This is a genomic window from Nitrobacter vulgaris (assembly GCF_002028545.1).
Classification (GTDB): Bacteria; Pseudomonadota; Alphaproteobacteria; order Rhizobiales; family Xanthobacteraceae; genus Nitrobacter; species Nitrobacter vulgaris.
Map to the genome: position 1 here is coordinate 127633 of NZ_MWPQ01000044.1, position 22748 is coordinate 150380.

Consider the following 22748-nt stretch of genomic DNA (forward strand, 5'->3'; position numbering starts at 1 on the left):
GCAGAAGTCGCAACAGTCGATATTATAATGAAACCAATACGATAGCTTCTCTACTTTTTATCTTTTGTCCGTACGGCCCCGAGTCCCGACATATTAACGAACATATCCTGGAAGCGCTCCGCCATCTTGGGATCAAACCAGTTTTGCATGATTGCTTCGGGCGAGAACTTGTCGATGTTTTCCGCCATCTTCTGCTGAAGCTGGTCCATCACGGCATTCTGCATCGGCTGGACGTCCGGAAGCCCCAAAAACTGACGGGCCTCAAGGGGTGTACACTCGAACTCTATATTCACCTTCATGGAGCGCTCCTTAGATGTGCCGACGCGGCGCAGTATCGCTATGGAGACGCCTGTGGCGCAAGTCATCACGGCAACGGTGCGGCGGCGCAAACAATATTCAGCGAAAGCGTTCCGCGGCAAACGGTCTCGGGTCTGCAAACGGCGCGGTGCCCGTCATCATTTCGGCCAGCAGCCGGCCTGTTGCCGGACCAAGGGTCAGACCGTGATGCTGGTGTCCAAAATTGAACCACAATCCGGCATGGCGGGCCGCCTTTCCAATCACCGGCAGCATATCAGGCATACACGGACGTCTCCCCATCCAGGGCGTCGCATCGATCGCCTCACCCAGGGGAAACAACTCGCGCGCCAGAGGCAGCGCCCGTTCAATCTGCACTGGGGTCGGAGGAGCGTCGCGCCGCGCGAACTCCGCACCGGTCGTCAGGCGGATGCCCTGATTCATCGGCGCCAACAGATAGCCGAGATCCGAATCGAGAACAGGACGATTGAGCACCGCATTGCCGCGCGGCGCCAGATGCAGGTGATAACCGCGCTTGATGCCGAGCGGCATATTGTAGCCGAATCCGCGGAAGACATCATCCGACCACGGCCCCAGGGCAATCACGGCCTCGCGCCCCATCAGCCCTCCGTTCGGACCCTCGATGCGCCATGCCGCCTGACTTTGCGTCAGCGTACGCGCGTCGGCCGCAACAAAACGGCCGCCTCGGCGCATGAACAACGCCGCATAGGCTTTCGTCAGCGCGCCCGGATCCGGGATAAAGCCCGGCGCCGGCCAGTGAATCGCACCGGCGAACGTTCCCGACAAATTCGGCTCGCGTGCGGCGATCCCCTTGGCATCGAGAACATCTCCTTCGACGCCATACCGACGAACGCGCTCGAGGTCCGCGATGCCCTTGTCCAGCGTCGCGTTCGAGCGGAACAGCTTGATCCAGCCGGTCCGGCGCAGAAGCTGGGGCACGCCTGCTTCTGCGATCAGAGTTTCATGCTCGACAAGGCTGCGCTGAATCAGCGGTAACGCCGCCATTGCGCTGCGGAACGCGCGTTCAGGCGAGGATGCAAAAATATAGCGGATCAACCACGGCAAAAAAGCAGGCAGATCGCGAAACCGATAATGCGCCTCGGGAAACCGGTTCAGCGCGTAGCGCAGAACCTGCCGCAGATCGTAAGGAAACACGTACGGGAAAACCGACGCGCATTCGATCAAGCCAGCGTTTCCGTAGCTCGTCTCCTCGCCGGCCCTTTCATGCCGGTCGACAAGGATGACATCGCGCCCGCGCTTCTGAAGATGCAGCGCCGCGGAAACGCCGACAATTCCCGCACCCAAGACCAGAACATCGGATTTGATTAGCGCCACGCGGCTCTCCGAACGCAAAAATCGCACGGCTTTGCCGAACGTTGTCCTTCAGACTTAAGTATTGAAGTTCAGGTGCGCAAACCGCCCGGTTGTGGCCAGTGGTTCTCCGACCTCGCGAACATGCAAAGAGCCGGGGATGATGGGATCGACACGGTGAACGCGGCAAATCATGACCGCTGATACATTTTCGATCCTCACGTCGGTCGCAGGGCGTTCGACTCCATGTCGAATTCAGCGATCTGCCTGCGACGTTCAGACTTGGTGCCGCTAAGATGATCGGTCGCGATCGCGACATAGACAGCCGGAAGCACGAACAGGGTGAACAGCGTTCCGATCATCATGCCGGCCACGACGACAAGGCCAATCGAGAACCGGCTCGCCGCGCCCGCTCCCGACGCCGTCAGCAGCGGCAGCAGACCTGTAACCATCGCCGCGGTCGTCATCAAAATCGGACGCAGCCTGACCCGCGCCGCTTTCTCGATGGCCAACCGTTTGCTGAGCTTCTCGTTGAGCTGAAGCTCGTTGGCGAATTCGACCATCAGGATGCCGTGCTTGCTGATTAGGCCGATCAGCGTCAGCAGGCCTACCTGAGTATAGATGTTGATCGTCGCGATACCGAAGAACAACGGAATCAGCGCACCCAAAATCGCCATCGGCACGCTAATCATGATGACGAGCGGATCACGCAGGCTTTCGAACTGCGCCGCCAGCACCAGGAAGATGATGATGAGTGCGAAGCCGAAGGCAATCGCGAGCTGATTGCCTTCCGTGACGTATTGCCGTGCGTCGGCGAGATAATCGTGACTGAATCCCTTCGGCAGGTTTTTCGCCTGCTGTTCGAGGAACTCCACGGCCTTGCCCACCGTCACGCCCGGCATCGGCACGGCCTGGAAGGTCGCCGCATTCAGCTGGTTGTAGTGGGTCAGCGCATTGGGATCGGTTTCAGTCTTGATCGAGACCAGCGTGGACAGCGGAATCTGCTGGCCGCCGGCTCCCGGCACGTAATACCCATCGAGGGATTGCGGCGACAGGCGCTCGCCGCGCGGCACCTGCGGGATCACCTGATAGGAGCGCCCCTGGAGGTTGAACCGGTTCACGTAGTTGCCGCCGAGCAACGTCGCCAGCGTCCCGCCGAGCTGCTGCATGGTGACGCCGAGGTCGTTCGCCTTGGTCCGATCGATAGCGACGCGCACTACCGGCTGGTTGTAGTCGAGGTCGCTATCGCTGACGATGAAGAGGCCACTCTTCTTCGCCGCCTCCTTGAGTTTAATCATCTCCTCATAGACCGTCTGGAAGCTGGATGTGCTGTAGAGCACCATCTGGACCGGCAGACCGCCCGGACCGCCTGGCAGCGGCGGCCGGTTGAAGGCGAAAGCGTTCACGCCCTCAACCTTGCTGATTTCAGCCTGCACCAGCGGCTTGATGGTCATTGCGGAGCGCTTGCGTTCGTCCCACGGTTTCAACAACATGCCGGCGATGCCATCGTTGATGCCGTTGGTGCCGTTGATCACGAAGCGCAGGTCGGTCTCGGGAAACTCCGCATATGCCTTATCGAGCTTGTTACCGTAAAAATCCATGTAGTCGATGTTGGCGTATTTCGGCGCCTTGATGACCGCGAACACGATGCCCTGATCCTCTTCGGGCGCCAGCTCCGTCGAGGTGTTCATGTAGAGAAAGCCGACCAGCCCGAGGATCGTCACCGCGAATAGCGCCGTCACCGGCCGGTAGTCGAGCGCGCGATCCAGCTTCCGGCCGTACCAATCGGTAACCGAGCTGAATATCCTGTCGACCTTGGTGGCGAACCACCCCTGCCCGCCGTGCTTGAGCAGCACCGAGCACATCATCGGCGACAGTGTTAGCGCGATGACGCCGGAGACGATCACCGCCCCCGCCAGGGTGAAAGCGAATTCGCGAAACAGCGCGCCGGTGAGACCGCCGAGGAAGCCGATCGGCGCATACACCGCGGCCAGCGTGATCGTCATCGAGATGACCGGGCCGACGATTTCGCGCGCGCCCTGCAAGGACGCCTGAACCGCCGTCTTGCCCTCCTCGAGATGGCGGTGGATGTTTTCCACCACCACGATGGCGTCATCGACCACGAGGCCGATCGCAAGCACCATCGCCAGCAGCGTCAACAGGTTGAAGCTGAATCCCGCCACCATCATCAGTGCGCAGACGCCGATCAGCGACAGCGGGATCGTTACCACCGGAATGATGACCGAACGCAGCGAGGCGAGAAACAGGAAGATCACGACGATAACGATGAGAACCGCCTCGATCAGCGTGTTCTGCACTTCATGGATCGAGGAGGTAATGAACTTGGTCGAGTCGTAAGCCACTTTCATCTTCATCGAGGGAGGAAGATTCCGCTCGATGTCCGGAAACAGCGCCCGCACTCCGGAGACGATATTCAGCGGGTTGCCCTGCGGGGTTGCCTGCACGCCGATAAAGATCGCGCGCTGTCCGCTGAAAGCAACGCTGGCGTTCGTGCTTTGCGCCGCAAGCTCCACCTGGGCGATGTCTTCCATGCGCACAAAGCCGCCGTCCTTGGCCTTCACCGTCATGCGCTTGAACTGCTCGACGCTTTGCAGGTCGGTATTGGTCGAAACGTTGGAGATCGTATAGTAGCCTTTGGTCTGACCCGCCGCCGCCTGGAAGTTGTTAGCGGCGATCGCGAGGGCGACTTCCGTGGTGGTCACATTGCGTCCGGCCATCTTTATCGGATCGAGCCACACCCGCATCGCGAAGGTCTGGCCGCCGAGGATGTCTGCCGAAGCGACGCCGTCCACGGTCGAAAGGATCGGCTGCACCACGCGCGTCAAGTAATCGGAGATAGCAGAACCAGAGAGTTCGTCGCTCGAGAAGCCGATATACATCACCGCCGTAGTTTCACCGGTGGACTTCAAAATCACCGGGTCGTTGGCTTCCTTCGGGATCAGGTATCTCACCGAATTGACCTTCGACAAAACCTCGGTGAGCGCCGCATTCGGATCAAAGTTCAGTTTGACGTAGACCTTGATTTGGCTCTGGCTCTGGGTCGAGGACGAGGTGATGTAGTCGACGCCCTCGGCCGACGCGACCGCCTGCTCGATCGGCGTGGTGATAAAACCTTGCATCAAATCCGGCGACGCGCCCGGATACGCCGTGGTGACGGTGATCACGGTGTTGGACAGCTTCGGATACTGCCGGACCGGCAAATTGTAGGCCGCCGCCATGCCGATCAGCAGGATCAGCAAGCTGACGACGACCGACAATACCGGCCGCTTGATGAAGATGTCCGTGAATGCCATGCAGGCGCTCCGTTGACGCGTGGCCGCTCCGTGGATCGAAGCACAACCGCGAGACGTTCAATCGATGCGGGGCCGCCTTGGCGGACCCGTTTCTGAAATCAGTTCAGCGGCGGTTTCTCCGGAATCTGCGGCAGCGGATCCTTCGAAATCTCGACCGCGGCGCCCGACTGCAGCTTGAGCTGGCCGACCGCAGCGACCTTGTCGCCCGGCTGCAGCCCTTTCTCAATGACAGCGCGGCCATCGATCCGATCGCCGGTGCGCACGAAGGTGCGTTCGACAGTCAAGCTGGTCTTGCCGTCGTCCTCCTTCTTCTCCTTGATGAGATAGACGGAGTCGCCATACAGGGTGTATTCGACTGCGGTTTCCGCGACCGTGATAACCGGCGGCTTCTCCGGCAGCACCACGATGACATCGGCAAACATGCCGGGTTTAAGGATGTCGTCGGGGTTGGCGATAGTGGCCTGGACGCGGATGTTGCGGGTTTCGGTGGCTATCTGAGGCTCGATGGTCGTGATCCTGCCCTCGAACTTTTTGCCCGGATAGGCATCGACCGACACCCGCACCGTCTGGCCGACGGAAAGCCGTCCACTTTCCTTTTCAGTGACGGTGAAGTTCGCAAACAGCGTCGACAGATCGGTCAGCGACACGACCTGTGTGCCGGCGGTGAGGAATTGTCCTACCTCCACCTGACGCACGCCGAGCACGCCATCGAACGGCGCGCGCACCAGCTTCTGCGAAATGATCGCCTCGGTCTTGGCTATGCCGGCATTGGCCTGGTCGAACGCGGCCTGCGTCGTGTCCACCGTTACCTGTGCGCCGACCTGACGTGCAGCGAGTTGCTTCGCCCGATCCAGCGCGAGCCTGGCCACCGTCGCCTGGGCCTTGTAATTGGCCAGATCGCCTTGCTCCGGCTTGTCGAACAGTTGCACCAGCGGCGTGCCCTTGGTGACGCGACTGCCGGCGGTGAACAGAATGTCGGTGATACGGCCGCTGACGTCGGAGGTGACGTTGACCTGATGCACCGCGGCCAGACTGCCGACCGCACGCTGCAGGTTCGGCAGCACCTCGGACTTCGCCTCGACCGCACTGATCGTCACCGCCGGCGGCTTGTTGTTGGCGAAGAACTGCGCGATCATGTGCGCGCGGAACGCGTTGAATCCGACCAACCCGCCGACGAGCAACGCGAGCAGTACGCCTACAATGACAAACCAGCGCATCATGCGCACCGGGCGCGTGCGAGGCTTCTCGTCCAGTTCACGCGGCGGTGCGATGGTCTTGTCGCCGGTATTGCCTTCCCTTCTTACCGTCATGTCATGCACTTTCTGCGGCCGACGTTTGGGCGGCGTTGAATACAGCTTCCCGGTCCAGATGCAAGGCAATTGCCGCTGCATTCAGACCGACCCCTCGAAGAATGAACTCACAAATCTGCCGCTCCAGATCGGGTCCGCTGCCGTATGACAGGGTTGGAACGGAGGGAAGGTTAGTTAGAACCATCATGAGAACGGTATGATGCGCAAACCAAAACAGATTGAGCGGCTCGCGCCCGACCGGCACCGCATCCCCGGCGGCAATCGCGCGCTCAAGTGAGGCCGTGAAAGCTTGGCTAATCAGGTCTCGGATTTTTTCGTATAGCAATCGGGCAAATTCACCATCGTCAAGCTGACTTGAAACCATGAGACGCAGACGCTGCGCCTCCTGTTGATCCGGCGAAGCCGAGGCATTCAGGAAGTGCTTGACCATGCCGCGGATAAGAATGACGAGCGTCTCGGTTGAAGGCTCGCGATCAAGCAAGCGATGCAGCGCCGGATCGGCCTGGCAGGCTTCAGCCAGAATTTCGGCATAGAGCGCGGCCTTGGTGGGAAAGTGTTTGAACAGTAACGCCTCGGAAATCGAGGCGGCGGCCGCAACGCTCTTGGTCGTCGTACCGGCGAACCCGTTGTGCGCGAAACACCGTTTCGCAGCGCTCAGGATCAACTCCCGCCGTACATCGCTGGTCATCCGCAGATTGCTCATGGGACGTGAGTAAGCACTCACTCTATCTTAGTCAAGAGAAATGTTGCATCGCATCATTTCAATTAAAACGAAAATGAAAATGATCGAGGGGCTTGGTCCCCCGATACCGGACTGTAGATGCGGCTGTCCGGTCAGAGGTTTACGGAAAAAGTCCCCGCGTTGCCTTCGCAGCCCGCACTTTCTCTACGCCGAGCGCCATTGCCGCGGTGCGATGCGAGATATTGTCCTTTTTCGCACGATCGACCATCTGCCCGAAGGCGCGATCCAGGATCTGATATTCGCGGCGCGTCACCTCGTCTTCTTCCCAAAACAGTTGCTGTAGATCCTGAACCCATTCGAAATAGCTCACCACCACGCCACCGGAATTGCAGAGGATGTCGGGAATCAGAAAAATCTCATGCTGACGCGTCTCCAGGATCAGATCCGCTTCAGGCGTCGTTGGCCCGTTGGCGCCCTCGGCCAAAACGCGGCATTTCAGGTTCTCGGCGATATGTGCATCAATCACGCGTTCCACCGCGGCGGGAACGAGCACATCACACGGTAGCGTCAGGATCGCCGCGGGATCGTACTGAAGCTGATTGGAATATCCTGCGATACTTCCATGCGTCCCGGCGTGGCGCAGTAGCGCGGGAATATCCAGACCCTTCCTGTCATAAAGCGCACCGGTGTGATCGCTCACCGCGATGATTTTGACGCCAGAGTTGTAAAGCTCGAGAGCCGCATGGGATCCGACGTTGCCAAAGCCCTGAACGACGGCGGTCGCACTACCGAACGCGATGCCGAGTTCGTTCATGACGCGGCGGGTGAGATGAGCGACGCCGCGGCCCGTAGCCTCGCGACGCCCCAGCGTGCCGCCCGAGCTTACGGGCTTTCCGGTGACGATCTCCGTGACGGTGCGGCCCTGATACATGGAGTAGGTATCCATGAACCAAGCCATCACCTGCTCGTTAGTGCCCATGTCCGGGGCCATTACATCGGTATGCGGCCCGACGAACGGAATCATCTCCTGCATGTAACGGCGCGATAGCCCTTCCAATTCGCGGATTGAGATCGATTGGGGATCGACTCTGACGCCGCCTTTGGCTCCGCCATAGGGCAATCCGACCAGCGCGCATTTCCAGCTCATCCAGATGGCGAGTGCCGCTACCTCGCCGATATCCACGCACGGCGCAAAGCGCGTTCCGCCCTTTGTCGGACCTAGCGTGAGATGATGCTGCACGCGGTATCCCTCGAAGACCGCAATCGATCCGTCATCGCGATGAACCGGGCAGGAAATCGTGATGGCCCGCTTCGGCATCAGGATACGCTCTCGCTCGTCCATCGGGATGGAGAGATGATTGGCGATGACTCCGAACTGCTGAACCGCCATGTCGAAGACCGGGCCGGCGTAAACCGTCATCGTTCTCTCCTTCGTGATCCTGGTTCGCGACTGTGCCCAGGCCTTTGATTTGCGGGATATGCCTCGCCGAGAGACGAGTTGCCGTCTGCTATGACTTCATGATTGTGAACAGTATAGCCACGCCACCAAACGATAACATCCGCCACCCAGATATAGGCCGTATAAAAGTATCACTGCCGCTCGATGAATGGTGCGATGGTTCAATAGACACTCCGGTTATCGAGCCTGTCATGGGACAGGCGATGTCCCCATTGTCGGCAGAATTTCACGCAAGCGCCCGCTTCAGATCGAAAGCAGGATCGGCAGCCTGCTCCGGCGGGATCGAACCGTTCACAGCCAGAAAGCGGCGGCCGAAGACGTGATCCGAGGCGCGATTGACCGATTCGATTCCGATCAGGCGACCGTTCTTGTAACAGAAGGCGGAGAACGACCCCTGCCCGGCGTCGCCACGCACGACGACTTGATCGTAGCCGGTCGTCAGGCCCGCGATCTGCAGCTTGTCAGGCCCCTGATCGCTCCAGAACCACGGGAATCCGTCATAGCTTTTCATATCACCCGTCAGCCGAGCCGCAACGCAGCGAGCCTGATCGGCCGCATTCTGCACGGATTCGAGCCGCAGCGGCGCACCAAAGCGCACGCTCTTAAACAACGCACAATCGCCGATCGCTGAAATATTAGGATCGGCCGTGAGCAGGTGCTCATCGACAATGATGCCGGAGGCCACCGGAAGATCAGCCTCTGCCGCCAGTTCAACGTTGGGCAAAACGCCGACGCCGACGACCACGAGATCGGCTGCGATCGGCCTGCCGTCGCTCAGGGTAACGCCTGTCACACGACCTTCGTTGCTGGTGATGCTCGTCGCCTGCACTCCGAAATGAATCCGAATCCCTGCCTCGCTGTGGCGGCGCTGAAAGAACTCCGAAATCTCCGACGTGACCGCACGCGCCATCACGCGAGGCGCAAGCTCCACGACATCGACTTCGAGGCCCTTCGCCCGCGCGGTCGCCGCGAATTCGAGACCGATAAAGCCCGCCCCGACAACCACCACTCGCCGCCTGGTGGGAAAGAGCTGCCGCAGCATCTCGCTTTCGTCGAGCGATCGGAGATAGAGGACATCCTTCAGACCGGCGTTGGGGATGTCGAGCAGGCGGTTGCGCGCGCCCGTTGCCAGTACAAGGTGCTTGTAAGCGCGGGAAGCACCGGAGGCGCAGACGAGTTGAAGTGCGCTGCGGTCGATGGCGACGACGCGATCGGAAATCAGCTCAATGCGCTGATCGTGATAGAATTTCTCCGGCCTGAACATCACCGTATCAGGACCGCCGCCGCCTTTCAGATAGGCTTTCGAGAGCGGAGGCCGCTGATAGGGCAGATGCGGCTCGTCATTGATGAGGCTGACGGGTCCCTCGTACCCGGCCTGACGCAACGACGCCGCTAATTGAAAGCCGGCATGGCCGGCGCCGACGATCAGAATCGGTGCTTCTACCATTCGTCAAACCGACCAGCTTGGAATGATCTGAACGTCCGTCATATCGCCTCCAAAGTGTTATCTTTCTGCCGCGAGCTTCGCTCCGCGTCGTTTTCTTGCACGAACCTGCCGCAGATTGCCACTCCTCACGGATCCGCGGTTCGCAAACGATCGGCTAATGCGACACATTGCGTCCGCAGAACGCCGTGAGCTATCCAATTTGCCCCCTGCCCCGGAGTAATCCCAGATGACAGCCCTCAATCCCGGCTCTCCCGAAGGTTCAGGGATGTCCGGCGCCGCGCTCCAGCGCATCGATGACCATCTGAAGCGGCGATATATCGATGCCGGCCGGTTTCCGGGCACACAGCTGATGGTGTATCGCCGCGGCAACCTCGTGCACAATTCTGTGCAGGGCTTTGCCGATCTCGAACGCCGGGTGGCGCTGAAGGACGACACCATCTTCCGCATCTATTCCATGACCAAGCCGATCACGTCGGTCGCCTTCATGATTCTGGTGGAGCAAGGCCTCGTTGCGCTCGACGAGCCGGTTCACAAGTATATTCCCGAGTGGAAGAACCTTGGCGTGTTTCAGGCGGGCACCGCGCCTGCCTTCATGACCAAACCGCCGACGCGGCCCATGCAGATCATTGACTTGCTCCGTCATACATCCGGGCTGACTTACGGTTTCCAGCAGCGAACCAACGTCGACGCGGCGTATCGCGACAAGCAGATCGGCACGCTCGACCCTGCGGGCACGCTTGATTCGATGATCGCAAGCCTTGCCGACATTCCGCTGGAATTCTCGCCGGGCGAAGCCTGGAATTACTCGGTCTCCACGGACGTGATCGGCTACCTCGTGGGCAAGATCAGCGGCATTTCCTTCGAACAATTCTTGAAAGAGCGCATTTTTAATCCGTTGGGAATGGCCGATACCGACTTCCTCGTGCCGGCCGACAAGGCGCAACGGCTCGCGGCCTGCTACAATGCGACGGTCGGCGGCATGATGTCGGCTCGTTCGCCGGATGCGAAGAGCGGACTGACGTTGCAGGATGATCCCGCCAAGAGCCCTTTTCTCTCGCTGCCCAGCTTCATCTCGGGAGGCGGCGGCCTGTGCTCGACGGCTGCCGACTATCTCACGTTCTGCCAGGCGCTGCTCAACGGCGGCGAACGCGGCGGCGTCAGGCTGATCGGGCCGAAAACGCTGGCGCTGATGACGACCAATCACCTGCCCGGCAACCGCGATCTGCCGGACATGTCACGATCGATGTTTGCGGAAGCGACCTACGCCGGCATCGGCTTCGGCCTCGGCTTCTCCGTCACCATGGACCCGGCAAAGACGCTAATAGCCGGCAGCCCCGGTGAATACGCCTGGGGCGGCGCTGCAACGACCTCGTTCTGGATCGACCCAGCGGAAGACCTGATCACTATCTTCATGACGCAGGTGATACCCTCGAGCGCGTATCCGATCCGCCGAGAGCTTCGCACCATGATCTATGCGGCCATCACTGAGAGCAATCTTTGAGCCGCGCCATCCCGCCTTCCTCGACGCTCATTCCTTGATGGCCTCGCCGACCGAGGCCAATGCCCGCTTCGCCGCGATCAGGTGCGGAATGTCATACATCTTGCCCTCGATACCCACCGCGCCGGCATCAGGTTGACTGGCGAAGGCAGCGACGACGCGGCGGGCGTGCGCCAGATCGGCTTCGGACGGCGTGAAGCAGGCGTTGATCGTGGCAACCTGGCGCGGATGGATCGCGAGTCGCCCGACGAATCCGTCACGGCGGGCGACACGGCAACTCTCGGCGAGGCCCGCCTGATCCTTGAAATCACTGTACAGCGTATCAAGTGCAAGAACGCCGGCCGCGTTAGCCGCAAAAAGGCATTGGGCACGTGCAATCTGATAAGGAGATGTCCAATCGCCGTTCGGCTCTTTATTGGTCAGCGCGCCAAGCGCGGTGCTGAGATCTTCAGCGCCCCATGTCATGGCCGCAAGCCTTGCGCTCGCACCTGGATTCCGCCTGACGTAGCTGGCAAAGCCAAGCATCGCAGCCGGCGTCTCGGTGGCGATAGCCAGCAGCTTCACATGCCCTGGCGGAATGCCCGCGGCCACCTCCAGAACATCGACATAGTGCGAGATCTGCTCGACGTCTTGAATGCCGTTGACCTTCGGAATCAGGATGCCGTCCAGCCCGGGGCGGACGACAGCCGCAAGATCAGCCAGCGTCAGGCCCGTTCCGAGCGCGTTGATCCGCACCAGAAACGTCCAATCTCGAGCAGTCGCGCAGAGAAAGCTCTTCACTGCGTCACGCGCGACCGCCTTGCGGCCGGGCGCGACAGAGTCTTCCAGATCAAGGACAAGCGCATCCGCGCCGCAGGTGTTGGCCCGCGCCAACTTGCGATCGCTGTCGGCCGGGACGAAAAGAAGCGAGCGCCACTTCATGCCGGCCTCCGCATCATCAGCGCGTTGCGGCGGCAAAACACCACCTCCTCATCTCGCTGATTGTATCCGCGATGCTCGAACGTGACGATACCCTGCGTTGGACGCGACTTGCTGGCGCGAACCGACGCCACTTTCGATTCCGCGCGCAACGTATCGCCCGCGAATACCGGACGTGGAAACCTGGTTTCCTCCATACCGAGATTTGCGACCGTGGTTCCGAGAGTTGTGTCCTGCACTGAAAGGCCAATGATGAGACCCAGCGTAAAGATGGAATTGATCAGAGGTTTACCGAATTCAGTCGATTTGGCATATTCGTGATCAATGTGCACCGCAGCCGGATTGCAGGTGAGCGAGGAAAACAGAACATTGTCCATGTCGGTGACGGTTCGCCGAATTTCGTGAACGAACCTCTGCCCGACGGAAAACTGCTCGAAATACAGTCCGGCCATTCAGCTCTCCTCTCCCGCCATCGGATTTGAACGCGCGACCAAGCGGAATCAACATTGCTGCTGGCCTGGAGTTTGCCATCCGCTACCATCGGCTGCAATGAGTCGGGCTTATGGCTTCACCGGGGACGAGAGGTAAGCGGACCGGCGATCAAGAATTACGTCGTCGATCAAACGGATAGATGCAGGCGAACCTGCCATGCCAGGCTCAACTCATCTTATTGCTATTGAGATTGCGAACCAGAATGGCGTCGATATTTCATCGGTGATGTTCTATAGCGTTTTCGAGCGAAGTGGTTACCGGTTCGCATGAAGAAAACGCGCCAAATCAACTTATAGAGCTCTGCTTCTGATTCCGTAAGGAGCGGAAAGGCTCTATATCGGGGTGCCCGATCGGCTCATGACCCTGCGCGATGGCAATTCCGCATTGTTCTCACAAATCCAGAGTCTATCCCCATGGAAACAAAATTGACCCGGAAATTCATTGCCGAAGTCGCCTCGCTAGCTGTCTTTGGAGTCGGGCTCGCCGGCGTCTATATTCTGGCCAAGGCGCTTAAAGACGAGGCCGCGGATTTAACGATTGCGTTGATCGCTACGGCCATATTCGTGGTGTCATATGTCCTTGGCCAGTGGGTCAAACGCGCGATCAACCCGTCGCCCGCTGTGGAACGGTAATCATCGGAAACCTTCACTCTCGGCTGGTGTTATAGCGTTTCGAGCGAAGCATGTCCTCGGGCTTGACCCCGAGATACCGGTTCGCGTGATGAAAACGCCTCAGATCAAAAGATGGAGCCTCACCGTTTCCGTGAAGCGGTGAAGGACTCTCGTGGCCTGCTGCCGGTTTTTCGGACAAAAGGTCCAGCTTCTGGTGGTCGTCTGCCTGCTACCACTTGTACGAGAGGCTTCCCGTGATGCGGCGCCGGTCGCCGTAGAAGCACGAATCCGAACTCGAGCATGTCGCGACATAGATCGTGTCGGCGACGTTGATGAAGTTAACTGCGGCCCGCCAGTTATCCCCCCATTCATAATGAACCGCCAGATCACCAAGGACCACGGCTGGCACGGTAAGGGTATTCGCAGTATTCGCAAAAGACGATCCGACGTATCGGACGCCGCCTCCCAAGCCAAAGCCGCTTAGCGCTCCTTCGCGGAAGGTGTAGTCAGTCCACAGCGACGCGAGTTCACGTGGAGTGCTGACCGGCACTGTTCCAATCAGCGATGCGTCCAGGTCCCTGCTCACAAAGAAATTGAAATTGGTATAGCTGGCCGTGATCTTGAAATCGCGCGTGATGTTGGCAACGGCCTCCAGTTCCAGGCCGCGGGACGTGACCTCGCCGTTTTGAATCTGCAGTTGCGGGTTGTTCGGATCGGTCGTCAGCGCGTTTTGGCGTTTCAGATCGAATAGCGCCACACCAAAACGTGCGTTAAGCCCCGTCGGTTGATATTTCAATCCAACTTCAGATTGCACGGCCGTTTGCGGCAGGAGGATATTTCCGGTGGCGCCATTGATGCCGATGATCGGATTGTAACTGGTTGCATACGAAGCGTAAGGAGCCAGGCCGAAGTCAAAATTATAAATAATGCCACCGCGACCGGAAAACTTGCTGTCCTCTCGGGTCTGATACGACCTGGCAAGATCGTTATCGATTGTGCCAACCCAATCGTTGCGGCCCGACAGGACGAGCGTCAAGCGATCGAACTTGATCTGATCCTGAAGATAGAGTGCGACCTGGTTCTGAGTTACATGCGCATCGCGATATGGCGCACCGCTAAATGGTGCGGTCGGAGTGTAGACAGGATTGACCAGATTTATGGGCAAGCCCTCTTCAATACCCTGCATATCATCAAGGGTGAAGCGCTTCACGTTGAACCCGCCGAGAACCTTATGAGACACCGGGCCGGTTTCGAATCGAGATTCGAGCTGACTGTCCATATTGGCCTGGCTCGCTTTGCTGCGCACCAGAAAACTATCTCGATAGAGATCTGCGGCGGCGGGCGTGGTTAAGTATCCACCTCCGAACATCGTCGCGTTATAAAGGTCCACATACCCATAACGGGCATTCTGACGGAACGTCACGTTTTCCGACAGATGCTTCTCAAACTGATAGCCGACCATCGCCTGATCGCGGCGTTGCGTATCCATGCTTGGTTCGCTGGCGAAGAGATTGGTAGGTATCCGACCGAATGGAGCGTTCACCACCGTACCTTCATAGGGAAGGAAGTTCAGACCGCGCGTCACGTTGTGTGACGCCTGAGCGTAGATCGTCAGTCGCGTATCGATATCCGGCATCCATGTCAGCGACGGCTGGAGGAAATAATTATCGTCGTTGATGAAGTTGACCTGCGTGCCTCCGCCGCGGATCTGACCGACGATCCGATAAAAGAGTTTTCCGTCGTTTCCTGCATTTAGAGGACCACCGACATCGAACTGGGTGTAGGCATTGCCGAAATTGTTGACGCCGGCCTCGATATAGTGAGTGGGCTCTTCACCAGCGAACCTGCTGACGGCGTTCACGATGCCGCCAGGGCCGGACCCGCCGTAAAGGATGGCTGAGGGGCCGCGCAGAACCTCAACGCGATCCAGACCGAACGGCTGGATTTTCCAGGTAGCGAAAGACATGGACGTCAGCTGCAAGCCGTCCAGAAACAAGCTTTGTTCCTGCACCTGGAATCCGCGAATTTGAAACCAGTCGTTGCGCGGGTCGGCACCGGCCGTGCCCCCGAAAACACCGGCCGTGTAGCGCAGCGTTTCGTCGAACTTGGCGTTGATGTTCTGATCCCGAATCTGCTCCCTACCGATCACCGATATGGACTGCGGCGTCTCGATGATCGGGGTGTTGGTCTTGGTGCCGGTCATGCTCTGATTGGCAACATACCCGTTAACGGGGCCCAATGGGTTCTCGCCCTGCACGTCGATCGTATCGAGCGCAACCGCACCGGCCGGCATCGCGCCAACGCTAGCGCCAGCCGATGAAGGATTGACGATCTGGACCGTGCGGGCGCCGGTGAGCCGCGCGGTCAGTCCGGTGCCGGCCAGCAATCGGTTGACGCCCTCGCGCACGGTGAGTGTGCCCGAGACGCCCGGCGTGCGCGCTCCGCTCGGCACCGCGCCATCGAATACGAGATCGACGCCGGCGGCGCGCGAGAAGGCCACGATGCCGGTCGCCAAGGACTGCGACGGGATGGCGAAAGTGATCGACCGTTGCATGGTGCCCACAGCGGGTGCAGGCGCAGTCTGCGCAAATGCGGATGGAACTGACAGCAGCAGGACGGCGATCGACGACGACCCAAGCAAAGTCATCAGCCTGGTCGCCTTGACCCTCGAAATAGTCCGCCCCGCCATCGTCGCGCTCCGTCATCAGATTAACGCCGGCATGATGCCGACGTCCCCACTGGGTTAGACGAAGCAGACTTGCGATTATCCGATTGGGCGCGAACTTCTTTTCTGAGCGGCGTCAGGCATCGAATACAAGGGTCAGATAGGGGGTCACATTGACGACCTGGATCGGAAGGGCCTCCTCAAGGGTGGCGAGAATATTCCCTGATTTCTCGAGGTCGATGATCAGCGTGACTGGACGAGCGGCCAAGGCCGCTCCCATTACCATCAGCCTGCCCCGCCGCCAGCGATTGAGTGAGGCGATGACCCGTCCGAACGGCTGCGAAAGAAATATCAAGCGGCCGTCGCGCCAGCCAAGCTCCGAGGCCGGGTCGATACTCTGAGGAACGCCGATGCTCTCGCGATTGTAGGTGAGCTGCGATCCTGCGTCCAACCGCGCGTCTGCCGCGCCGACGCGGATGTTTACGGCATGCCGGGCGACAGTAACGCGCACGTCGTCGTCGGAGATATAGTCCACATTGAATGAGGTTCCGACAGCCATCGTGCGGCCTGCAGCCGCCTCGACCACGAAAGGACGCGATGTCTCGGGCGCAACCGAGAAGAAAGCCTCGCCTTGATGCAAGGTGACCAGGCGAAGGTGCGAACTGAAATCGGCAGACAAGGCTGTCGCGCCGGCCATTTCCACGGTCGAATTGTCGGCGAGGGTTACCGTCCGGCGTTCGCCGGTGCCGGTGCGGTAGTCCGCGAATGGATGCTGTCGGTAGGCGACCCAGCCGCCCCCACCGACCATGGCAGCGAGCACGCCTTTGCCGAGGGTCCGGCGCGTGATGGCCATCTGTCTTGCGCGACGGCGCGCCTGGACGATCGGAAGTTCTGCGGCTCCCGACCATAGACGTTCGACCTCCGCATAGGCGGCGCGATGGCGCTCGTCCCGTCGCAGCCAGGCGCGGAAAGCGACCTGATCAGCCTTGGCCACCTCGTCAGCATGAATGGTCGCGAACCACGTCACGGCCTCCTGCGATATCGGATCGAGATTTCCGCCGAAGTCGTTGTCGTCGGTCCAATTGGGATCCGGCCCCATCAGACACGCTCCTTTGGCAGGCCTGGGACACGACCCAGGACCGGCTGAACTATAGCGCTCTTATTATCTGGAGACGATTTGGAGAGCGAGATATCTCACGCACGCAGAAAATTATTCGTGCGTCCGATCAAGCGCCGCCTTGAGGTGCATCATGACCTTGAGCATCTGGCTGAACGCCGATTGCGGCGAGATGCCCATGGTTCGGCCAATCTCGGCGAATGTCTTGCCTTCGAGGCGTGCCAGGAACACCTCGCGCGGCCGCTCCGGGATTTGATTGAGAGTTGCCTGCAAGAGCGCCAACTCCTGACGCGACAGCAGCACGCGCTCCGGGGATGGCGATTCGTCGACAATATGCTTGAGGACATCGTCACTGCTATCGACGAGCGGCATGAGCCGCTGCCTGCGTGCTAGATCAATCGAGAGATTGTTCGCGGTCCGGAAAATATAGGCCTGCACGTTGTCGATTGGCGCGACCGGCGTCGCGGTGAGGAGCCTCAGGAAAGTCTCCTGAGTGAGATCGGCGGCGGTATCGGCAGTCGCACCCCGTCGCCGCAGGAAGCGCCTTAGCTCCTCATTATGCCGCCGAAACAGATCTTGAATATCAAAGGCCACGGGTCAGCCCCTCGGCCGCAAGGATGCGCGGGGGCGCCTTCCTGCTTGCAACCGCTGCGCCGTTCTCTATGAGGGCGGAAATTTCCCCGCAATCTCATATATTTTGGATTACTTCTAATATTATGGAATAAGCAGTCGAATTCAGGACAAAAGGTCAGTGTCGTTGCATTTCTGCAACGGCAGCAAGACGAAGCAGCGATGTCAAACTTCCCGACTTTGTCGACTCGCTTTTTCCCTTAGCGGCGCACACCTCGATATATTTTTGATCCAGAAGCCGACGGACTGTTCGCGATCAGCCCAAATGCAAAACGACTCTTGTCAGTTGATGGCAATGATAACGTGCGCGGCATCGAAAAGGGCGAATGCGGGTTTTCCTGGAGAGAGCCGAAGCGATTTGGCACTTTGCGCAGTGACGCTGGCCGCAAGCGTCTTGCCTGCACCGATGTCGAGGACGATCTCGGCGCTCACGGTGGATGCCTCGCATCGGCTGACGATCCCATTGATGCAATTGCGAGCGGAGGTCTTCGGCGCTGTTTTACCTGTAGCAATAGCAACGAATGGTGCCTTGATCAGCAGGGTCACCGGTCGGCCCGCGCATAGTCCCAACTCTTCCATGCTGGCGTGCGTGACAAGCGAATGGATCGTCGTTTGGGGCGAGACCGAAATTTCGACTTCGGCACTCAGCGTATCGGACACGATGTTGATGATGCTGCCGCGGATCGCGTTGCGTGCGCTGGTCTTCATAAGAAATCCCGAGACAAGATCCAATGGAGAAACGCCGGCCTCGGCGAGCTCAGGTTCGATCGTTCGCAAGACGCGGGCCATCTCCGCTTCCATTCTTCTGAACGCCTCGATGACAGAGTAGCCGGTCGCCGTCAGCGTCGCTCCGCCGCCGGCGCGACCGCCAGCGCGCCCGACGAGCAACGGCTTGCCAAAAAGGTTGGCCATCGCATCGAGGCCGTCCCATGCGGCTTTGTAGGTGATGCCGACCGCCCGTGCCCCAGCTGAAATGCTGCCCTCGCGCGCAACCGCCTCGAGTAACCTCAACCGTTCCCGCCCGACGGCTGGAACGTTCTCGCCCTTCAAGGTGACCAGCGCTTCAATCGCCATCACGCCCCGCCCCGCCGTTATATATTCGACAATATATAACGGATATTGCGCCGGGAACGAAGCCGAATTTGCAAATGCAAAACGGGCCGGAGCACTTGCTCCGACCCGTTTTTCCGATACCAGATCGATAATCTGGAACGAAGCTCAGACCTGATGCGCGCCAGTATGAATGATCGTGCCAACGTGCTCGCCACGCAAGGCGGCGGTGAGCCGTCCCGGAACAAGGCCATTTACAACCTGCACGCGCTCGATATGACGCGCAGTCGCCATGACCTCGGCCAAAGCCGTATCGACCGGCAACGTGCCTTTGAACTTTGCAAGATCGGCGACGCTCATCTCGCGAAGCAATTTCGCCGTCTTTCCCTCGGAGCCGTTGGGGTCCGCAGTAGACACACCGTCTACATCCTCCACAATCGTGAGGCCGGCTGCGCCCAGCGCGTCGGCTAACAGAAACGCGCCGGTATCCGCCCGGTGCTGCGGAATACGAGAGCCTGGAAACTCGTGATGGTGATACGGAGGAAAGGCGCTTCCGACAACGGCGCGGGCCGCGGTGAGGTGAATCGCCAACTGGCTCGCGATGGTCGGGTGCTCGATATAGGAGACGCCTTCCGGAGCGAGGAGCGAGGCGAGAATGTGGCCGTTCTGGCCGGCTTCGCTCGCGGCAAGCGGGGCCAGCGACCCGACCGGAAGGCCGAGATCGAGGCCAACGCCGTAGACATGGCGCGCGCGGATTCCGGCACCGGTCAGGATCAGTAGACGGTGTTCGGGCAAAAGTTTTCGGATCTCGTCCACGATCGGAAGGATCGCATCGCGGCCGCGATCCATGATGGAGCGGCCTCCGATCTTCACCACTTGCAGCCACGGCAGCAGCCGGATCGGCCGCTTGCCGGCGACGGGAGTGGTAAGTTCGCCGTCGAGCAGGGTCTGGCGCGCGAGCGGCGAGGCGACGTGCTTGATGGTGTCAGTTGTGTTGGCCATGACGTGTCTCTTTCAGCTCGCGGTGATGATGGTGCCGACGTGCTCGCCAGCAAGCGCGCGGGTCAGGTTGCCGGGGACAAGGCCATTCACAACCTGCACCTGACGAACGTGGCGTGCCGAGGCGAGCAGATCGAGCATGCGGAATTCGAGGATCGAGTCCTGCAGCCCCTTGGCCTTCATTTCGGCGACCGAGATCTTTGAAATCAAGGTGGCGCCTTTCGAGGTTTTCGGGTTTGCAGTGTAGAGGCCGTCTTCGTCCTTCACGAAGATCATCGCCTTGCACCCGAACTGTTCAGCGAGGAGGAAGCATCCAGCGTCGGTTCGGTAGGGAGGAATGACGCCCTCGGCGGCGGGACGCGTCCACAGGCCATAAGGCGGCATGCCGCTGAAGACGACGCCGTTCACCTCTGCAAGGTAAAGCGGCACAGCCGAAAGCCCTGCGCCATCGACCGCCGAGATCCCGTGCTTCGCGAGCAGCTGTCCCAGCATCACAGCGTTCTGATCGGCAACCGAGGCCCCGAGTTGCGTGAGCACACCCGCCGGCAAGCCGAGCCCTGCCGCGATCGAGTAAAGATGCCGGGCCCGGGTTCCTGCACCCGTACCGATCAGCAACTTGTGTTTCTTGCGGGCGGCGACGATCTCGTCCACGAGCGGATAGACCGCCGCGCGACCGCGATCGATCACGCTCTGTCCGCCGATCTTGAGAACCGTCGCGTCAGGCAAAATCCGAAAATCCGCCGATGCATCCGCAGCCGTTAGAAGTTGCGCGTCGGTCAGCGAGCGCTGCGTGAGCAGCTGCTCAAGTTCCGCAGTGGTGGCCATTGGGGCTTCCTTTCGTTTGCGACGACCATCTGATCGAAGCCGTCATTCGGAACGCAGGTCTGCCCTCAGCGATACCCCAAGGATGATCCGGCAGCCTCCGTCCGTCGAAAACAGTGGTATGTCGCGGAACAGATGTCAACCCGACTAAAGACGATAACCTGTTTATTTTCAATGCGTTATGTATACGTAGGTGATAGCGGCACCACTTGAAATTCGAGCTCGGCAATCATGTCGGTCTATGCGAGCGGACCTGCATGCCGATATCTCCGCCAAGAACACCAAGCTCAATAATGAGATGCGAGTGGCAGGATCGCCCACTCACCTTTTTCCTTCACAAAATGATCGTGAGTCTTTCCGGAATTTATCCCGGTACCCAGATCAGCGCGAGACGCTGTCCCTCGTGGATCTGCGCGGGCGCCTCGTCATATCCCTGTCGCGCACATATTCCATGAGTCAGCTGCTAACCAGAGAGAGGGCGCACGGATGTTCGCACATTCCCCCGATATGGTCGCAGATGCCTCGTGGCCTGTCGAAGCAACACGCCGCATGAACCGAATGTATCGGAGGCAAAGGCACTTTTACGATGCAACGCGGCGGTACTACTTTCTTGGACGTGACCAGCTGATCGCCGATCTGCGGCCTGAGGCAGGCGCGGCCGTTCTGGAGATCGGATGCGGGACCGGCAGGAATCTAGTTTTAGCCGCAGGCATGTACCCTCAGGCAAGATTTTTCGGAATCGATGTTTCAACGGAGATGCTGACATCGGCAATCTCGAGTATTTCGCGACACGGTCTGGAAGATCGAATTCGAGTCGCGCACGGCGATGCAACCGCGTTGGAGCCGCATCCCTTGTTGGGTACCGAGCGGTTCGACCACGTGCTTATCTGCTACAGCCTGTCGATGATACCAAACTGGCGTCGAGTGCTTGAGAGAGCTGTGAGCCGCCTAAAGCCCGGCGGCCGTTTACACATTGTCGATTTCGGCAGCCAGGAACAGATGCCGACGCTAGCCCGCGCGCTGCTACTGAGATGGCTTTCGCTGTTCGATGTGACGCCGCGCAACGAACTGCAGAAAATGCTCACTGCGATGGCGCAACATACCGGAGCCCATTTGCGCTTTGATCGCCTTTTCCGCGATTATACCCAGTACGCCGTACTGACGCTTCCCGAGGGATCAGCGAAGCGGTGAGGACATGGCTTACGCCTGCGGCTCAGCGCGCAGGCAAGGATCACCTGCCCTAACCTTTCGCATGAGGGGCTGACCGGCCTTTATCCGCGCCGATTCCACCACGTTGCCGCAGAACTCGAAGTCCTCTGGCGCCAGCACAATGATCGTTGATCCGTGCTCGAACCAGCCGAGCTCCTCGCCCTTTCGCACGCTTGCATCGCAGGAAAAACCCATCGGCCCTCTGGTTTGAGCGTTGAGGGTGGCATCGATGAAATGCAGCCGAATGCTCGCGACCAGAATCGCTGCCACCGGCACCAGGGTCAGCGCCTCCCCGGTTGTCAGCCGCATCTGAAGCACCGCCCGTTCATTCTTGCAGAACAGCCGCTCGACCCGTTTCAGTGCAATCGGGTTCACGTTCCATACGTCGCCATGAATGAAGCTCACGCGATCGATCCGGCAGTCATGCGGCGCATGAAAGCGATGATACATGCTTGACGTCAGCCGCAGAGTGATGAAGCGGCCATTTCGGTGCGCATCGACCAGCGCCGGATCGCCGAGCAGGTCCAGTAGCGAATATGGCGCGCCCTTGATCTGAAAAAGCTGCGTGTCGACGATATTTCCAAACGCCCCGATGATGGCATCGCACGGGCTGACCACAGTCGCGGGGTCGGCATCCGGCGGGCGCAAGCCCGGACGCAACTCCCGCGTAAAACAATCATGCAGGCTATTGAAGCTAGTTTTACGCGCTTCGCTAAGGTCGAGGTCGGAAAACAGACGCCAGCAAGCCATCGAGAGATCCCGGATCAGGGGCTGTTCGATCTTGCTAAACCATCCGATGAACCAGGTTAGGGTTGCCCGCGGAATCCGGTTGGTCAGCAGGAAATTCAAATCCTTCTGCTGGGTCAGGCCCGAGATCAGTTTTCTCATTGTCATGAACC

General features: G+C 59.5%; 19 protein-coding genes. 3 read left to right on the forward strand and 16 right to left on the reverse strand.

Features of this window, described 5'->3' with window-relative positions; translation table 11 throughout:
* Positions 1-50 precede the first annotated feature (50 nt).
* The 7 genes from B2M20_RS12195 to B2M20_RS12225 all read right to left on the reverse strand — a co-directional run bounded on the left by B2M20_RS12195 (position 51) and on the right by B2M20_RS12225 (position 9838).
* The gene (locus B2M20_RS12195) at positions 51-299 is read right to left on the reverse strand and encodes a DUF6489 family protein (protein WP_079447350.1); all 249 of its coding nucleotides are present in this window, start codon (positions 297-299) and stop codon (positions 51-53) included.
* A 97-nt stretch (positions 300-396) separates the two neighbouring features.
* Positions 397-1650: an NAD(P)/FAD-dependent oxidoreductase gene (locus B2M20_RS12200; RefSeq protein WP_079447308.1), complete on the reverse strand. Its 1254-nt coding sequence runs from the start codon at positions 1648-1650 to the stop codon at positions 397-399.
* Between the two features lie 194 nt (positions 1651-1844).
* Positions 1845-4940, reverse strand: coding sequence for a multidrug efflux RND transporter permease subunit (locus B2M20_RS12205; protein ID WP_079447309.1), 3096 nt, complete (start codon positions 4938-4940; stop codon positions 1845-1847).
* Between the two features lie 98 nt (positions 4941-5038).
* Complete coding sequence (locus B2M20_RS12210; RefSeq protein WP_079447310.1) at positions 5039-6250, reverse strand: efflux RND transporter periplasmic adaptor subunit; 1212 nt, start codon at positions 6248-6250, stop codon at positions 5039-5041.
* A gap of 1 nt (position 6251) precedes the next feature.
* Complete coding sequence (locus tag B2M20_RS12215) at positions 6252-6953, reverse strand: TetR/AcrR family transcriptional regulator (protein WP_079447311.1); 702 nt, start codon at positions 6951-6953, stop codon at positions 6252-6254.
* A gap of 139 nt (positions 6954-7092) precedes the next feature.
* The gene (locus B2M20_RS12220) at positions 7093-8352 is read right to left on the reverse strand and encodes a Glu/Leu/Phe/Val family dehydrogenase (protein ID WP_079447312.1); all 1260 of its coding nucleotides are present in this window, start codon (positions 8350-8352) and stop codon (positions 7093-7095) included.
* 265 nt (positions 8353-8617) lie between these two features.
* The gene (locus B2M20_RS12225) at positions 8618-9838 is read right to left on the reverse strand and encodes an NAD(P)/FAD-dependent oxidoreductase (protein ID WP_079447313.1); all 1221 of its coding nucleotides are present in this window, start codon (positions 9836-9838) and stop codon (positions 8618-8620) included.
* 226 nt (positions 9839-10064) lie between these two features.
* On the opposite strand from B2M20_RS12225, the gene B2M20_RS12230 reads away from it, so the two are divergent.
* On the forward strand, positions 10065-11339 hold the full coding sequence (locus B2M20_RS12230; RefSeq protein ID WP_079447314.1) for a serine hydrolase domain-containing protein: 1275 nt from the start codon (positions 10065-10067) through the stop codon (positions 11337-11339).
* A gap of 27 nt (positions 11340-11366) precedes the next feature.
* Here the strand turns inward: B2M20_RS12230 and B2M20_RS12235 are convergent, their stop codons facing one another.
* Both B2M20_RS12235 and B2M20_RS12240 read right to left on the reverse strand, forming a co-directional pair.
* Positions 11367-12257: an HpcH/HpaI aldolase/citrate lyase family protein gene (locus B2M20_RS12235; RefSeq protein WP_079447315.1), complete on the reverse strand. Its 891-nt coding sequence runs from the start codon at positions 12255-12257 to the stop codon at positions 11367-11369.
* Positions 12254-12706, reverse strand: a complete 453-nt coding sequence (locus tag B2M20_RS12240) for a MaoC family dehydratase (protein WP_079447316.1) — start codon at positions 12704-12706, stop codon at positions 12254-12256. The genes B2M20_RS12235 and B2M20_RS12240 overlap by 4 nt, the downstream gene beginning before the upstream one ends.
* A gap of 465 nt (positions 12707-13171) precedes the next feature.
* Here B2M20_RS12240 and B2M20_RS12245 point away from each other — a divergent pair, with 465 nt between their 5' ends.
* A complete protein-coding gene (locus tag B2M20_RS12245) occupies positions 13172-13378 on the forward strand; it encodes a hypothetical protein (protein WP_139372897.1) in 207 nt (68 codons plus the stop codon).
* A gap of 208 nt (positions 13379-13586) precedes the next feature.
* Here B2M20_RS12245 and B2M20_RS12250 read toward each other — a convergent pair whose 3' ends face one another.
* From B2M20_RS12250 to B2M20_RS12275, 6 genes are all read right to left on the reverse strand, one after another.
* Complete coding sequence (locus B2M20_RS12250) at positions 13587-16046, reverse strand: TonB-dependent siderophore receptor (RefSeq protein ID WP_079447318.1); 2460 nt, start codon at positions 16044-16046, stop codon at positions 13587-13589.
* 112 nt (positions 16047-16158) lie between these two features.
* A complete protein-coding gene (locus B2M20_RS12255) occupies positions 16159-17121 on the reverse strand; it encodes a FecR family protein (RefSeq protein WP_079447319.1) in 963 nt (320 codons plus the stop codon).
* 111 nt (positions 17122-17232) lie between these two features.
* Positions 17233-17733, reverse strand: coding sequence for an RNA polymerase sigma factor (locus tag B2M20_RS12260; protein WP_079447320.1), 501 nt, complete (start codon positions 17731-17733; stop codon positions 17233-17235).
* A 318-nt stretch (positions 17734-18051) separates the two neighbouring features.
* Positions 18052-18843: a TOBE domain-containing protein gene (locus tag B2M20_RS12265; protein WP_079447321.1), complete on the reverse strand. Its 792-nt coding sequence runs from the start codon at positions 18841-18843 to the stop codon at positions 18052-18054.
* 144 nt (positions 18844-18987) lie between these two features.
* The gene (locus B2M20_RS12270; protein ID WP_079447322.1) at positions 18988-19821 is read right to left on the reverse strand and encodes an amino acid kinase family protein; all 834 of its coding nucleotides are present in this window, start codon (positions 19819-19821) and stop codon (positions 18988-18990) included.
* A 12-nt stretch (positions 19822-19833) separates the two neighbouring features.
* The gene (locus tag B2M20_RS12275; protein ID WP_079447323.1) at positions 19834-20643 is read right to left on the reverse strand and encodes an amino acid kinase family protein; all 810 of its coding nucleotides are present in this window, start codon (positions 20641-20643) and stop codon (positions 19834-19836) included.
* Between the two features lie 483 nt (positions 20644-21126).
* Here B2M20_RS12275 and B2M20_RS12280 point away from each other — a divergent pair, with 483 nt between their 5' ends.
* Positions 21127-21831 (forward strand): class I SAM-dependent methyltransferase, encoded by a 705-nt coding sequence (locus B2M20_RS12280; RefSeq protein ID WP_079447324.1) that lies wholly within the window; start codon positions 21127-21129, stop codon positions 21829-21831.
* Between the two features lie 9 nt (positions 21832-21840).
* Here the strand turns inward: B2M20_RS12280 and asd are convergent, their stop codons facing one another.
* Complete coding sequence (gene asd, locus B2M20_RS12285; protein WP_079447325.1) at positions 21841-22743, reverse strand: archaetidylserine decarboxylase; 903 nt, start codon at positions 22741-22743, stop codon at positions 21841-21843.
* Between the last annotated feature and the right edge of the window lie 5 nt (positions 22744-22748).

Bases quoted from the DNA above. Each gene is read 5' to 3' on its own strand.
- B2M20_RS12195 (WP_079447350.1), bottom strand. From the start codon at position 299: ATGAAGGTGAATATAGAGTTCGAGTGTACACCCCTTGAGGCCCGTCAG.
- B2M20_RS12205 (WP_079447309.1), bottom strand. From the start codon at position 4,940: ATGGCATTCACGGACATCTTCATCAAGCGGCCGGTATTGTCGGTCGTC.
- B2M20_RS12210 (WP_079447310.1), bottom strand. From the start codon at position 6,250: ATGACGGTAAGAAGGGAAGGCAATACCGGCGACAAGACCATCGCACCG.
- B2M20_RS12215 (WP_079447311.1), bottom strand. From the start codon at position 6,953: ATGAGCAATCTGCGGATGACCAGCGATGTACGGCGGGAGTTGATCCTG.
- B2M20_RS12220 (WP_079447312.1), bottom strand. From the start codon at position 8,352: ATGACGGTTTACGCCGGCCCGGTCTTCGACATGGCGGTTCAGCAGTTC.
- B2M20_RS12225 (WP_079447313.1), bottom strand. From the start codon at position 9,838: ATGGTAGAAGCACCGATTCTGATCGTCGGCGCCGGCCATGCCGGCTTT.
- B2M20_RS12230 (WP_079447314.1), top strand. From the start codon at position 10,065: ATGACAGCCCTCAATCCCGGCTCTCCCGAAGGTTCAGGGATGTCCGGC.
- B2M20_RS12235 (WP_079447315.1), bottom strand. From the start codon at position 12,257: ATGAAGTGGCGCTCGCTTCTTTTCGTCCCGGCCGACAGCGATCGCAAG.
- B2M20_RS12240 (WP_079447316.1), bottom strand. From the start codon at position 12,706: ATGGCCGGACTGTATTTCGAGCAGTTTTCCGTCGGGCAGAGGTTCGTT.
- B2M20_RS12250 (WP_079447318.1), bottom strand. From the start codon at position 16,046: ATGGCGGGGCGGACTATTTCGAGGGTCAAGGCGACCAGGCTGATGACT.
- B2M20_RS12255 (WP_079447319.1), bottom strand. From the start codon at position 17,121: ATGGGGCCGGATCCCAATTGGACCGACGACAACGACTTCGGCGGAAAT.
- B2M20_RS12265 (WP_079447321.1), bottom strand. From the start codon at position 18,843: ATGGCGATTGAAGCGCTGGTCACCTTGAAGGGCGAGAACGTTCCAGCC.
- B2M20_RS12270 (WP_079447322.1), bottom strand. From the start codon at position 19,821: ATGGCCAACACAACTGACACCATCAAGCACGTCGCCTCGCCGCTCGCG.
- B2M20_RS12275 (WP_079447323.1), bottom strand. From the start codon at position 20,643: ATGGCCACCACTGCGGAACTTGAGCAGCTGCTCACGCAGCGCTCGCTG.
- B2M20_RS12280 (WP_079447324.1), top strand. From the start codon at position 21,127: ATGTTCGCACATTCCCCCGATATGGTCGCAGATGCCTCGTGGCCTGTC.
- asd (WP_079447325.1), bottom strand. From the start codon at position 22,743: ATGACAATGAGAAAACTGATCTCGGGCCTGACCCAGCAGAAGGATTTG.